Here is a 13,949-nt window from a genome sequence, read left to right as displayed (position 1 = left end):
ATATAAAAATTAATTCTTTTAAATTAGAGGCAACAATAAACTCATTTAATCTACACAGCAATGCAAAGAAGAAATTTTTTAAGGAACATAGGAACGGGAAGTATCGCCTTATCATTAACAACTTTCATTTCCCCTTTTCAATCTTCTTATGCTACTGAATTTAAGAAAAACTCATTATTATTACCTCAACACCTTTCCGAAGGTGATACCATTGGAATTATTAGTCCGTCTTCCGCCATTTTCGAATCTGAACCATATGAAATAGCTGTAGAAACCTTTAAGGCAATGGGACTGAAAGTAAAACTCGGGAAATTCGTAAATACAAGATATGGGCATTTGGCAGGTACTGATGAAGAAAGAGCTCAAGAATTAAATAATATGTTCAAAGATCCGGAAGTAAATGCCATTATTGCCTTGCGAGGAGGTTCTGGAGCAGCAAGGATCTTAGATAAAATAGATTACGAAGCTATAAAGAAAAACCCAAAAATATTCATCGGCTATAGCGATATTACCGCGCTCCATATGGCTATTTATTCCCAAACCGGATTGATTACCTTTCACGGACCATTAGCTGTCTCTACATGGAATGAATTTAGTTACAGCATCTTCAGAAAGATCATTTTTAATGCAGAGGCGATTCAGTTGACAAATCCTACCGAAAAAGGTGACAACTTGGTTCAGGTAAAAAATAGAGTTAGAACTATTACTTCAGGGAAAAGCAGCGGAGTGCTAGTTGGAGGGAACCTTTCTGTATTAACCGGTATCATGGGCTCAAAGTACTTACCAAATTGGGAAAATAAAATCCTCTTTTTAGAAGATGTAGGTGAGAAGATCTATGCAGTAGACAGAATGATGTCGCAATTACAGCTGGGAGGTATTCTAGACAAAATTAGCGGAGTGGTCTTTGGCAAATGCACTGAATGTGACCCAGGCGGTGGATACGGTTCTCTTACCTTAGAAGAAGTACTGGACCATTATATTACTCCCTTAAATATACCTGCATTCTCAGGCGCAATGTTTGGTCATATCTCTGATAATTCAACTTTAGCGAATGGAATTGAGGTAGAAATTGATGCAGACAAAGGAACGATACAAATGCTTTCTGCCGCTGTAAAATAAAATACACTCAACAAAAAGTACTTTAACATAAATATACTTTTCATCCTTCAGTATCGATATCTATTGGCATATCTTTTCTGATCTAGTATTACAACAATTAACACATGGAAAAAAAAGATAGCTTTATAGAGCATATACAAACCGGCTTTAAAACAAAAGGAGATTATATCCTTATGGGAGCAGCAATGCTCGGTTCAGAGCCATTGGCTGAAGCGCAAGTTCGAATTCCTTTAAAAACCATGAACAGGCATGGGCTAATTGCCGGGGCTACAGGAACAGGAAAAACAAAAACACTTCAAATCTTAGCAGAGAACTTATCAAACAAAGGAGTTCCTGTACTTTTAATGGATATAAAAGGTGATTTGAGCGGAATAGCACAACCTTCTCCCGGACATGAAAAAATAACTGCGAGACATCAAAGCATTGGTTTCGACTTTGAGCCACAAGCGTTCCCAGTAGAAATATTAAGCCTGTCTGAGCAAGAAGGAGTCCGACTTAAAGCTACCGTCAGCGAATTTGGACCTGTGTTACTGTCCAGGATTTTAGATCTCACCGAAACTCAAACCGGAATATTGGCTATCATTTTCAAATATTGTGATGATAACCATTTACCCTTACTCGATCTAAAAGACCTGAAAAAGATCATCCAGTTTGCTACTGATGGAGGTCGGGAAGAATTTGAAGAGAATTATGGCAGAATATCAAAAATGTCTACCGGTGCTATTTTGCGCAAAATAGTTTCTTTGGAACAGCAAGGGGCGGAACGCTTCTTTGGAGAACCTTCTTTTGATGTAAAAGATCTAGTAAGAAAAACCCCCGATGGCAAAGGATATATAAATATTCTTCGATTAAACGATATTCAGGATAAGCCTAAATTATTCTCCACATTTATGCTAAGTCTCTTAGCAGAAATCTATTCTATCTTTCCTGAAAAAGGCGACATGGAAAAGCCGGAGCTCGTAATGTTTATTGACGAGGCTCATCTTATTTTTAAAGAAGCTTCAGGAGCATTGATGGACCAGATTGAAAGCATTATAAAATTGATTAGATCGAAAGGAATTGGCATCTATTTTGTTACACAAAACCCGACCGATGTTCCCAAGGAAATACTAAGTCAGTTAGGATTAAAGATTCAGCATTCTCTTAGAGCTTTTACTGCAAACGATAGAAAAGCCATAAAGCTTACTGCAGAGAATTATCCTATTTCAGAATATTATGATACCAAAGAAGTGTTAACATCGTTAGGTATAGGAGAAGCGCTAATTTCAGCTTTAGATGAAAAAGGAAGGCCTACCCCGCTGGCAGCCACTATGATGAGAGCTCCTATGAGCCGAATGGACATTTTAACTCAACGGGAATTAGATGAACTTTTTGAAATTTCTGAACTTATCCCTAAATACAACAAGGAGATAGATAGAGAAAGTGCCTATGAGATCCTGAATAAAAAAATTGAATTAGCAGAAAAAGAAGAAGCTCAGGAATTAGCGAAGAAAGAAAGAGCAAAACTAGAACGCACCACCACGAGAAGAAGCAGGAATAGCTCCAGCAAAACTCAGGGTGCAGTAATAAAAGTGCTTACCAGCGCTACCTTTATTAGAGGAGTGATGAGCATTTTAAACAAAGCATTTAAGTAACAAGAATTCAAAGAATGAAAAAATTAAGTTTCACCATAGTACTAGCAGTTTTAGCAATGTCTTGTGGTCGTGATTCCGACCCATTTTTAATTATTAATAACCGCGTAGGACAACTTACCAAAGAAATAAAGATCAATCAACTGGATTCTATCTTTAAAGGAGATTCTATAGTTCGAAACACTTCCAGTACTAAATTTTTAAGTGCTACCAGTGATATTGAAATATACGATAAAGAAGGTGCTCCTCTCTTAATCCTTGAACCTGTACAACAATTTGACTCTACCAGCACGGTTGGATACATCCAAATTTTAGATTCTAGGTACCAAACCGACAAAGGGCTGAGCATAAAAAGCACGTTTGGCGATGTGGTGGAAAAATATACAATTTCCAGAATTGAGAACACCCTAAATTCTGCAGTTGTATTTATAGATGAATTAAACCTTTACCTCACAATAGATAAGAAAGAATTACCTTCCAGTCTTCGCTATGATACGGATTCCAGAATTACAGCATCCCAAATTCCGGATAATGCTAAAATAAAATATTTCATGATTAGCTGGTAAAATTTCTTAGTTACGTACATTATTCTAATCGCTAAAATTGGTATGATTTTAAAAGGACTTCTCTTTACGAAATGTTAATCCTGTGGGGTGTTAAAATTCTTTGATTAACTTTACTCTCTAACCAATAATTAATAGTATGATTAAGATTATAGCAGTAATTATGTTAATTGGAGGTGCTATTGCACTTATCATGGGAGTACTAGGAATTTTCGGAAGCGTTGCTTTAATGATGAGCCCTTGGGCATTAGCAATTCTAGGCTTTGTGTTTTTTATCGCGGGAATTTCCATGCTTAAATATCGAAAAGATACTGATGAGGTAGCTGTGGAGAACAGAAAAAATCAATAAATTCAAATTAAGGCTGTAAACATATTCGTCTATTATCGATTAGATTATTAATTGATGGACGTATATTTGCAGCCTTAATTATATCATTATGCAACTTACCCGAATTAATAAATATTTAAGTGAAGCCGGATTCTGTTCCAGACGGGAAGCCGACAAATTAATAGACCAAGGGCGAGTAACTGTAAATGGTGAAGTTCCTGAAATGGGAACTAAAATCGCTGAAGGCGATATTGTTAGAGTAGACGGAAAGCCCATATCCAATACTGAAGAGAATTCCGTTTATATAGCCTTCAATAAACCAGTAGGCATTGTTTGCACTACCGATACCGGTGTAGAAAAAGATAATATCATAGACTATATCAATTATCCGAAAAGAATTTTCCCTATAGGTCGGCTCGATAAAGCCAGTGAAGGTCTTATTTTCCTCACTAACGATGGAGATATTGTAAATAAAATACTCCGCGCTCGTAATAACCACGAAAAAGAATATGTAGTTACTGTTAATCGCCCAATTACCTCAACATTTATTGAACGTATGAGTATGGGAGTTCCAATTCTTGAAACTGTTACTAAAAAATGCGAAGTGGAAAGATTGGGTAAATTCGATTTCAGAATTGTTCTTACACAGGGTTTAAACAGGCAAATTAGAAGAATGTGCGAATATCTTGAATATGAGGTTACGGCTTTAAAGAGAGTTCGTATTATGAATGTTTCATTAGATATACCTGTTGGAGAATGGCGAGATCTTACCAAAGAAGAATTAGCTACAATTAATTCAATGGTAGCCGACTCTACAAAAACCCATGAACCGGAATTCAGAAAAAAACCTGTAAAGCCATACCCACGAGAAGAGAAAGCGACTCCTTCTAAGAAAAGATCAGAAAGTCCTTCATTTAAAGGTAAAAACAGGCGAGATTCTTCAAAATAGAAATCTTAACACATTATTAGCGGTATCTCTACTCTAATTTCAAGCTTATCTTATTAATTTTATTAATTATATGAGGTTTAATACAGCACCCCATATTCAGCTAATATTACGTGTTTATAGAAGTTAAGCGCATAAGGTATTTTTTCTTAAATTCAACATACTAACAAGAACTAACATTTTTAATCTTTATGAGCAACTTACAGCCTTTCCATTTAGCCATTCCGGTTTCCAACGTTGAGGAGAATCGCAACTTTTACAGAGATGTTTTAGGTTGTGAGGAAGGGAGAAGCAGCGAGCATTGGGTAGATTTTAATTTTTTTGGACATCAATTGGTTATTCATGAGCAGGAAACCCCCTCTACAAAAGAGCCTAAAGGCAACCCTGTAGATGGAAAAGATGTACCAATCCCTCACTTTGGAGTAGTTTTAGAATGGGACGTATTTCAGCAATTTGCAGAAAACCTAAAAAACCAGAATATTCAATTCGTAATAGAGCCTTATATTAGGTTTAAAGGAAAAACCGGAGAGCAGGCCACCATGTTTTTTAAAGATCCATCTGGTAATGCTTTAGAGTTTAAATCATTTAAGAACATAGATCAGCTTTTTGCTAAATAGAACTTCATTTATGAAAAAATTAAGTCCCGCTCTTGTAAGGCAGTTGTTTGTACTTATGCTTATTATCTTTTTGGGGATTTTAATTTTTAAGGAGATAGTCCCCTATCTTTCCGGAGTTCTGGGAGCTATAACACTTTATGTTATTCTCAGAAAATGGATGACAAGACTGGTGGAAAAGGGTTGGAGAAAATCTTTAGCAGCGGGTTTTTTAATGCTGGTCTCCTTTGTAGGAATTCTAATTCCTGTGACGTTAATTATTATTATGCTTTCCTCAAAAATTGGAAAAGCTGTGACCAATTCGGAAAAAGTACTAAGCGCTATTCAGGAACAAGCCAATATTCTGGAAGAACATATAGGTTACAGTGTTAGCCGTTCTATAGATAGCGAATCGGTCACTAATTGGATTTCAACAAACCTTCAAAGTTTGGCTGGTGGTACTTTTAATGCTTTTATAGCAATTGGTATTATGTATTTTATGCTATACTATATGCTCATTGAAAAGGAAAAAATGAAGGAGCTCTTAAGTAGCTATATCCCTTTAAATGAAGAAAATATAAAGCTTATAGGAGAGGAAAGCACTACTTCTGTAACCTCCAATGCCTTAGGCATACCCCTAGTAGCCTTAATACAAGGTATAATTGCATTAATTGGGTACTTAATATTTGGTGTGCCCGAGCCTTTCTTCTGGTTCGTTATTACAGTAATAGGTTCCATGATTCCGTTTATAGGAACCACTTTAGGGATCGTACCTGTAACACTGTTATTGCTTTCACAAGGGAATACTTTTCAGGCTTTTGCCATTTTAATATATGGACTAACGATAGTAGGAGCTTCCGATAATTTAGTTAGGCTCTACATCCTTGAACGTCTATCCAGTGTACACCCTTTAATCACACTTTTTGGCGTGGTAGTAGGAGTACCTTTATTCGGTTTTATTGGCCTAATATTTGGCCCACTGCTTATATCCTTGTTTTTGCTTATATTAAAAATATACAAGAAGGAATACGGAAATGAAAATGATAATTTATAACGCAACATTTTAATAAAGACAATTATGTTCAACAAGAAGAGAAAAATAATAGATGAAGATTACGTAAGCGGAGAAATCACTAAAATTAAGGGTGACGACGTAGACGTGGTAATGAACAGTCAGGAAGAAATTGCAGATAAGATTTTAAATTCGAATGTTTTGCAAAAGTATTCTGAACTGGGAAAAGTGATGTTTGGAATGCTTAAAGATTACCGAAAAGGGATTTACACCAATGTGCCTTGGTTTACAATTGCCGGAATTGCATTCGGCTTCTTATATATCCTGAATCCATTTGATATTATTCCCGATTTTATTCCTGGCCTGGGTTATATAGATGATCTTGCCGTATTAACTTTTGGTTTACGCTTTATTGAATCTGATCTCCACAATTATTTAGATTGGAAACTGGAATCTGAAGAATAAAATTAGTTGCTACTAACATAAAAGGCTGCCCTAGGGCAGCCTTTTATTATTTTAAATATATCATATTTTATAGACCTTGTGCTAATCTATGGTTCTCCCTTGCTAATAAAGTGTTTTTAAGAAGCATGGCAATTGTCATAGGTCCCACTCCCCCGGGAACAGGTGTTATAAAAGATGTTTTCTTACTTACATTCTTATAATCTACATCTCCTGTAATTCTATAGCCACGTTCTCTGGTTTCATCAGGAACACGAGTTATTCCAACATCTATAACTACTGCACCATCTTTCACCATTTCCGCCTTTAAAAATTCAGGATTTCCTAAGGCTGTTATAATGATGTCTGCCTGAGATGTAATTTGAGTAATATTCTTAGTATAACTATGCGTAAGCGTTACTGTAGAATTTCCAGGAAAGCCTTTTCTTCCCATAAGAATACTCATTGGTCTTCCAACAATATGACTTCTTCCAATAACCACAGTATGCTTTCCTTTTGTCTCAACATTATAACGCTCTAACAACTCTAAGATACCATAAGGAGTAGCAGGGATAAAGCTACTCATGTCTAGTGCCATCTTCCCGAAGTTCATAGGGTGAAAACCATCTACATCCTTATCAGGATTTACGGTAAGCAATACTTTTTGAGTATCAATTTGTGTAGGTAAAGGTAACTGCACGATAAATCCATCGATATCAGGGTCTTCATTCAGCTCTTTTATCTTCTTTAAAAGTTCGGTTTCGCTTGCTGTACTAGACATCTTCACTAAAGTAGATTCAAATCCAACTCGCTCACAAGCCTTTACCTTACTGTTTACATAAGTTAAACTTGCACCGTCATTTCCCACAATCACCGCTGCGAGATGCGGCACTTTCTCCCCGCGGGCTTTCATTTGTTTTACTTCCTCAGCAATTTCATCTTTAATATCATTACTTACTTTTTTCCCGTCAAGAATTGTCATTATGTTATGTGTTTTCAGTTAACCCTTTTTTTAATGGCTAACAGGTTTAAACAAATTATTTGATAATAAAGTATATTGCTACTGGCAGTAAAATCTATTTCATGCCTTTCATCATCTGCATCATCTTCTTTCCGCCACCGCCTTGCATCATTTTCATCATTTTTCCCATTTGGTTGAACTGCTTCAATAATTGGTTCACCTGCTGTACAGAAGTACCCGACCCTTTTGCAATTCTTTTCTTTCTGCTGGCATTTATAACAGTCGGAGTGCTTCGCTCCTCTTTTGTCATAGAATATATAATTGCTTCAACATGTTTGAAAGCATCGTCGTCGATATCTATATCTTTCAACATCTTCCCTGCTCCCGGGATCATCCCCATAAGATCTTTCATAGATCCCATTTTCTTGATCTGGTGCAATTGGGTCAAGAAATCATCAAACCCAAACTGGTTCTTTGCAATTTTCTTTTGAAGTTTACGTGCTTCCTCTTCATCATATTGTTCCTGAGCACGTTCTACTAAAGATACCACATCTCCCATCCCCAAGATTCTATCGGCCATACGAGAAGGGTAGAATACATCAATAGCATCCATCTTTTCTCCTGTACCAATAAATTTGATAGGCTTATTGACTACCGATTTAATAGAAATAGCAGCTCCCCCACGAGTATCCCCATCTAATTTTGTAAGGATAACACCATCAAAATTAAGACGGTCATTAAAAGCTTTTGCAGTATTAACCGCATCTTGCCCTGTCATGGAGTCTACCACGAATAAAGTTTCCTGCGGCTGGATAGCACTATGAATATTAGCTATCTCGGTCATCATAGCTTCATCTACTGCTAAACGACCAGCGGTATCAATAATCACTACATTATGTCCGTTCTGTTTAGCGTAAGCAAGAGCATTTTGAGAGATTTTTACCGGATCAAGATTTCCCTCTTCCGAATATACTTCAACGTCAATTTGCTCTCCAACCACCTGTAACTGATTTACCGCAGCAGGTCTATAAACATCACAAGCAACTAAAAGTGGCTTCTTTGTTTTCTTTGTTTTTAAGTAATTTGCAAGCTTTCCAGAGAAAGTGGTTTTACCACTACCTTGCAAACCAGACATCAGGATAACAGATGGCGTACCAGAAAGATTTAATCCTTCTGCTTCCCCACCCATTAATTGCGTAAGTTCATCCTTTACCAACTTCACCATCAATTGCCCGGGTTTTAACGCTGTTAACACGTCTTGCCCTAAAGCTTTTTCCTTAACGGTAGTAGTAAATTCTTTAGCTATTTTATAATTTACATCGGCATCCACCAACGCTCTTCTCACTTCTTTTAAGGTCTCGGCAACATTTACCTCAGTAATTTGTCCATGACCTTTTAAGATGTGTAAAGCACTATCTAACTTATCACTTAAATTATCAAACATAATTCTTCCTGTATTTTATAAATCCCGCTTTTAAACAGCGGATTGCAAATTTAATGATTTGATGCTGAAGTGAAAAGTTTTATTTTGAAACAATCGTAAGCTATTTCAAATAGAACTTTTTTTACTCCAACCCTATATTACATGCGTTCTGGCACTTGAATCCCCAAGAGTTGGAATGCCGATTTTATTACCTCTCCCACTGAGTGTGATAATTGCACTCTAAATTTCTTCTCATTTATATCTTCCGTCCCTAAAATGGTAACATTTTGATAGAAGGAATTAAAACTTTTCACTAGATCGTATGTATAGTTAGCAATTAATGCCGGACTATGATTTTCTGCTGCCAATTGAATGGTTTCAGGATAAAGTTGAATTTGCTTAATTAGTTCCTTTTCCTTCTCGTGAAGTGTATAATTTTCATTTAACTGAAGTTCTTCTGAAAGATCAAAATCTGCTTTTCTTAAAATGGACTGGATTCTTGCATACGTATATTGAATAAATGGCCCCGTATTCCCTTGAAAATCTACTGACTCTTCTGGGTTGAACAAAATACGCTTTTTAGGATCTACCTTTAAGATGTAATATTTAAGCGCTCCCAGCCCAATAATCTTATATAATTCTTCTTTTTCCTCTTCTGAATACTCATCGAGTTTCCCCAGTTCTTCAGAAATAGCTTTCGCCGTATCTGCCATCTGCTGGATCAAATCATCTGCATCTACAACAGTTCCTTCTCTACTTTTCATTTTTCCTGAAGGAAGATCCACCATTCCATAACTTAAATGATAAAGATAATTACTCCATTCAAATCCGAGTTTTTTCAGAATAAGAAACAATACTTTAAAGTGGTAATCCTGTTCATTTCCAACGGTGTAAACCATTCCGTCCATATTGAAATCTTTCATCCTCTGAATAGCTGTTCCAATATCTTGAGTCATATATACCGCAGTTCCATCACTACGCAATACTATCTTTTCGTCCAGACCTTCATCAGTAAGATCTATCCATACACTTCCGTCTTCCTTCTTATAAAAAATACCTTTCTCAAGACCATCGGCCACTACGTATTTCCCTAAAAGATACGTCTGACTTTCATAATAGTTCTTATCGAAATCTACTCCTAATGCATCATAGGTCTTCTCAAACCCATCATACACCCATTGATTCATCTTCTTCCATAAATCAACGGTTTCTTCATCTCCCGCCTCCCATTTAATAAGCATTTTTTGGGCATCTAATAAAATAGGAGCTTCAGCCTTAGCTTCTTCTTCAGTTTTACCTTGTGCCATTAAAGCAGCTATTTCTTTTTTATATTCCTGATCAAATCGCACATAATAGTTTCCTACCAGTTTATCACCTTTCAAGCCAGTTGATTCTGGGGTTTCTCCATTCCCAAATCGCTCCCATGCCAACATGGATTTACAAATATGTATTCCGCGATCGTTGATGATTTGGGTTTTATAAACTTTAGACCCCGCAGCCTCCAAGATTTCCGAAACAGAATATCCCAAAAGGTTATTACGTACATGCCCTAGGTGAAGAGGTTTATTGGTATTGGGGGAAGAATACTCCACTAAAAGCTTTTTTGAGTCTTCTGTCAAGGCTACTCGCCCGTATTCCTTCGTCTTCTTGATCGCTTTAAAACTGTTCAAGTAGAAAGCATCGGCAAGAACAATATTTAAGAAGCCTTGAATTACATTGTATCGCACTACCTCAGCCACATTATCTACCAAATATTTACCAATAGCCTCTCCCAATTGTACGGGGTTGGTTTTTATTTGGCGTAACATAGGAAATGTTACCAACGTAATATCTCCTTCAAAATCTTTACGGGTAGGTTGAAATTCTACTTGCTCTAAGCTAACTCCATGTAATTCTAATACTGCATTTTTTACGTGCTGCTCAATGGTTTCTTGAATACTCATTTATTGCTTTTTTTAATCTTTTTATGCGATTTTTAAAGCGCAAAGATAACAGAAATTAGCCGCAAGCTATAGCGCTTGAGCTTCAAATACTTATCTTTATAAAAAATGAGTTATGTTATTGAATATTAGCTACAATCAACCTAAAATTAAAGAAAGTATCATAAATGAAGTTGGCGCACCTTTTACGTTAGTGCAAAGATTTAAGCTGAATGGCACAGGTTCACCCAAACTTCATATAACCAGTACCAGCATAGACATTCACAATTTATTAGTATTAGATAATAATGCCAATACCTGCAATATTGAAATGCGACCCAAGGGAATTATCGTAATGTTTAGATCTCTTTTGGAAACCTATGCCCTAATAATCCCTTATTATAAACTGAACTTATATAAAGGGAAGGCTGAAGAATATTCCATTTATAAAGATCATTATTTTATAAAGGTGAAGGCCAATACATCTGCCATTCATAAATTTATGAGAAAGCTCTTAGATTATAAAGTAGATAACGCCTTTACCACAGTTGAAGACATGCTCTAACCTTAACTTTACAAAGCATTAAAAAGACATTATATTTGGTAATATAAGCTTAAGTTTCTGATAAACATTTTCCTATGCTGCAATTGCAACTTTGCCGCAAAAACTAATGGAATTATTTATTTATGTTTTTGCCGCATTATTCTCGGTAATTAACCCCCTGGGAACGGTTCCTATTTTTGTAGGATTAACTAAAGACGACAGCCCTGCCGAGAGATCCCGCACCTCCTTGCTAACAGCTATTAATATTTTTGTCATTTTACTAATCTCCTTTTTTACCGGGAGATTCATTCTCCAATTCTTTGGAATAAGTATAGACTCTCTTCGTATTGCAGGCGGAATGATCATTGTAACTTCCGGGTTTGCCTTACTTACCGGTTCCTTCGCTAAACATAAAGGTATGGAGAAGCAACGCGTTAAAGATGATGCTTACCAGAGAGAGGGAGTTTCATTAACCCCACTTGCAATACCAATGCTTGCAGGCCCTGGGTCGATTTCTTTATTGATAGGAATGTATGAAGAATACAGCGTGTTTTCTGAAAGACTTATTACCGTAATAGCTATTTTAGGTGTATGCCTAGCTACTTTTACAGTACTAAGAAGTTCCCATTACATTGTAAAAATTTTAGGGGCATCTGGCATTAATGCAATTTCACGAATTATTGGATTTATTGTAATTGCCATAGGAGTAGAATACATAAGTTCTTCGGTAATGAACGTAATTGAAACTGTACTCAAATAAATAACTACCTTTTATTAAAGGCGATACCACCAATCAAAGCAAGGATCCCTAAACCTATCATGGCATAAGACTGTGTGTTATCACCTTGAGCTTGCACCTGTAGCGGCCCGGCATCTATAGAGACCTCCGGAGTAATAAGAGTGTATAATCCATAACCAACTAGAACCACACCCACTATAAGCAGTACAATCTTCAAGGTATTATTCATTTTATAAAGTTTTATTAATAGAGGTGAAAGTAAACATTTTATCCCTAAATTATCCTATAAAACATTTGAAATGAAGATTCTGCTTACGGGTGCGAATGGTTATATTGGCTTACGTCTTTTACCTCAATTACTGGAATTAGGACACCATGTAGTATGTGCTGTTAGAAATAAAAATAGATTATCCCTAAACAAAGAACTCTTAGATAAAGTAGAGATTGTAGAGCTGGATTTTCTGGAAGAAAATGAGATTCCTTCTGCAATAAAGGATATAGATATTGCTTATTATCTGATTCATTCCATGTCGGCCTCAACCAAAGACTTTGACAGTCAGGAAGCGGAAGCTGCGAAGAATTTCAACAAGATCATGGAGGCAACCATGGTGCAGCAGGTGATTTATCTAAGCGGAATAGTGAATGACTCCAATCTTTCCAAACACTTAAAGTCGCGAAAACAAGTAGAAGATATTCTCTACGAGGGAAATTTTAAACTCACCGTGTTACGTGCAGCAATTATAGTAGGTTCCGGAAGTTCTTCTTTTGAAATCATTCGTGATCTATGTGAAAAATTACCTATAATGATCACTCCTAAATGGGTGAAAACAAAATGCCAGCCCATTTCCATTAGAGATGTATTATCTTTTTTAACCGGGGTTATTGGCAGGGAAGAGTGTTATAATGAATCTTTTGATGTAGGCGGCCCGGACATTCTTACCTATAAGCAAATGATGCTGCAGTATGCAGAAATAAGGGAATTGCAATTATATATTATAGATGTTCCGGTAATGTCGCCTAAACTATCTTCTTACTGGCTATATTTCGTTACTTCTACTTCTTATAAATTAGCTTTGAACCTGGTGGACAGTATGCGCATTGAAGTAATTTCACAGGACAAAAGGTTACAGGAGATATTGAATATAGAACCTATTAGCTACAAAGAAGCTATTGAATTGGCATTTTACAAAATAGAACAAAATCAGGTAATTTCCAGCTGGAAAGATTCCATGAGCAGCGGAAGATTCAGAAAAGACCTTAACAAATATATTCAGGTACCAAGTTTTGGATGTTTGAAGGATGAACAGTCTGTCAAAATTAATAATCCCGAGCAGGTACTGGAACGCATTTGGGCGATTGGAGGCCTAAATGGATGGTATTATGGAAATTGGCTATGGAAGTTTAGAGGATATCTGGACAAACTCTTTGGGGGCGTGGGGCTAAGGCGCGGCCGAACACATATCTCAGAAATAAATGCGGGCGACTCTTTAGACTTTTGGCGAGTGTTGCTTGCCGATAAGCAAGAAAGACGGCTTTTGCTGTTTGCAGAAATGAAAGTTCCGGGAGAGGCCTGGTTAGAGTTTGAAATAGATGCAGATAATGTTCTTCACCAAACCGCCACCTTTAGACCAAGGGGAATTTGGGGCAGATTGTATTGGTACACCATGTTGCCATTTCATTATTTCATCTTTGAAGGAATGCTTAACAAAATTGCTAATGGTTCTAATTAA

General features: G+C 36.5%; 15 protein-coding genes. 11 read left to right on the top strand and 4 right to left on the bottom strand.

Annotation, left to right across the window (positions count from 1 at the left end; translation table 11 throughout):
• The first annotated feature begins 60 nt into the window (after positions 1–60).
• From L1I30_RS11595 to L1I30_RS11560, 8 genes are all read left to right on the top strand, one after another.
• Positions 61–1,119: a S66 peptidase family protein gene (locus L1I30_RS11595; RefSeq protein WP_236134459.1), complete on the top strand. Its 1,059-nt coding sequence runs from the start codon at positions 61–63 to the stop codon at positions 1,117–1,119.
• A gap of 104 nt (positions 1,120–1,223) precedes the next feature.
• On the top strand, positions 1,224–2,753 hold the full coding sequence (locus L1I30_RS11590) for a helicase HerA-like domain-containing protein (RefSeq protein ID WP_236134458.1): 1,530 nt from the start codon (positions 1,224–1,226) through the stop codon (positions 2,751–2,753).
• A gap of 14 nt (positions 2,754–2,767) precedes the next feature.
• Complete coding sequence (locus L1I30_RS11585; RefSeq protein WP_236134457.1) at positions 2,768–3,316, top strand: hypothetical protein; 549 nt, start codon at positions 2,768–2,770, stop codon at positions 3,314–3,316.
• Between the two features lie 136 nt (positions 3,317–3,452).
• Complete coding sequence (locus L1I30_RS11580; protein ID WP_236134456.1) at positions 3,453–3,662, top strand: hypothetical protein; 210 nt, start codon at positions 3,453–3,455, stop codon at positions 3,660–3,662.
• A gap of 88 nt (positions 3,663–3,750) precedes the next feature.
• Positions 3,751–4,590, top strand: a complete 840-nt coding sequence (gene rluF / locus L1I30_RS11575; protein ID WP_236134455.1) for a 23S rRNA pseudouridine(2604) synthase RluF — start codon at positions 3,751–3,753, stop codon at positions 4,588–4,590.
• 188 nt (positions 4,591–4,778) lie between these two features.
• A complete protein-coding gene (locus tag L1I30_RS11570) occupies positions 4,779–5,204 on the top strand; it encodes a VOC family protein (protein WP_236134454.1) in 426 nt (141 codons plus the stop codon).
• Positions 5,205–5,214: 10 nt separating this feature from the next.
• Positions 5,215–6,234, top strand: a complete 1,020-nt coding sequence (locus tag L1I30_RS11565; RefSeq protein WP_236134453.1) for an AI-2E family transporter — start codon at positions 5,215–5,217, stop codon at positions 6,232–6,234.
• A 24-nt stretch (positions 6,235–6,258) separates the two neighbouring features.
• Positions 6,259–6,657: a YkvA family protein gene (locus L1I30_RS11560; protein ID WP_236134452.1), complete on the top strand. Its 399-nt coding sequence runs from the start codon at positions 6,259–6,261 to the stop codon at positions 6,655–6,657.
• Positions 6,658–6,724: 67 nt separating this feature from the next.
• Here the strand turns inward: L1I30_RS11560 and L1I30_RS11555 are convergent, their stop codons facing one another.
• The 3 genes from L1I30_RS11555 to argS form a co-directional block, all read right to left on the bottom strand.
• Positions 6,725–7,615 carry a bifunctional 5,10-methylenetetrahydrofolate dehydrogenase/5,10-methenyltetrahydrofolate cyclohydrolase gene (locus L1I30_RS11555; protein WP_236134451.1) on the bottom strand — a complete coding sequence of 297 codons (891 nt, stop codon included), beginning with the start codon at positions 7,613–7,615 and terminating at the stop codon, positions 6,725–6,727.
• Between the two features lie 94 nt (positions 7,616–7,709).
• A complete protein-coding gene (ffh, locus tag L1I30_RS11550) occupies positions 7,710–9,038 on the bottom strand; it encodes a signal recognition particle protein (RefSeq protein WP_236134450.1) in 1,329 nt (442 codons plus the stop codon).
• A 137-nt stretch (positions 9,039–9,175) separates the two neighbouring features.
• Complete coding sequence (argS, locus tag L1I30_RS11545; protein WP_236134449.1) at positions 9,176–10,960, bottom strand: arginine--tRNA ligase; 1,785 nt, start codon at positions 10,958–10,960, stop codon at positions 9,176–9,178.
• Between the two features lie 112 nt (positions 10,961–11,072).
• Here argS and L1I30_RS11540 point away from each other — a divergent pair, with 112 nt between their 5' ends.
• Together L1I30_RS11540 and L1I30_RS11535 are read left to right on the top strand one after the other, a co-directional pair.
• Complete coding sequence (locus L1I30_RS11540) at positions 11,073–11,501, top strand: hypothetical protein (RefSeq protein WP_236134448.1); 429 nt, start codon at positions 11,073–11,075, stop codon at positions 11,499–11,501.
• Positions 11,502–11,607: 106 nt separating this feature from the next.
• Complete coding sequence (locus tag L1I30_RS11535; RefSeq protein WP_236134447.1) at positions 11,608–12,240, top strand: MarC family NAAT transporter; 633 nt, start codon at positions 11,608–11,610, stop codon at positions 12,238–12,240.
• Between the two features lie 4 nt (positions 12,241–12,244).
• On the opposite strand, the gene L1I30_RS11530 is transcribed toward L1I30_RS11535, so the two are convergent.
• Positions 12,245–12,448 (bottom strand): hypothetical protein, encoded by a 204-nt coding sequence (locus tag L1I30_RS11530; RefSeq protein ID WP_236134446.1) that lies wholly within the window; start codon positions 12,446–12,448, stop codon positions 12,245–12,247.
• A gap of 70 nt (positions 12,449–12,518) precedes the next feature.
• On the opposite strand from L1I30_RS11530, the gene L1I30_RS11525 reads away from it, so the two are divergent.
• Complete coding sequence (locus L1I30_RS11525) at positions 12,519–13,949, top strand: SDR family oxidoreductase (protein ID WP_236134445.1); 1,431 nt, start codon at positions 12,519–12,521, stop codon at positions 13,947–13,949.

The organism is Gillisia lutea, assembly GCF_021568705.1.
Taxonomy (GTDB): Bacteria; Bacteroidota; Bacteroidia; order Flavobacteriales; family Flavobacteriaceae; genus Gillisia; species Gillisia lutea.
The sequence above is the reverse complement of the archived record's forward strand: the minus strand, read 5'-3'. Positions and strand labels throughout refer to the sequence as shown.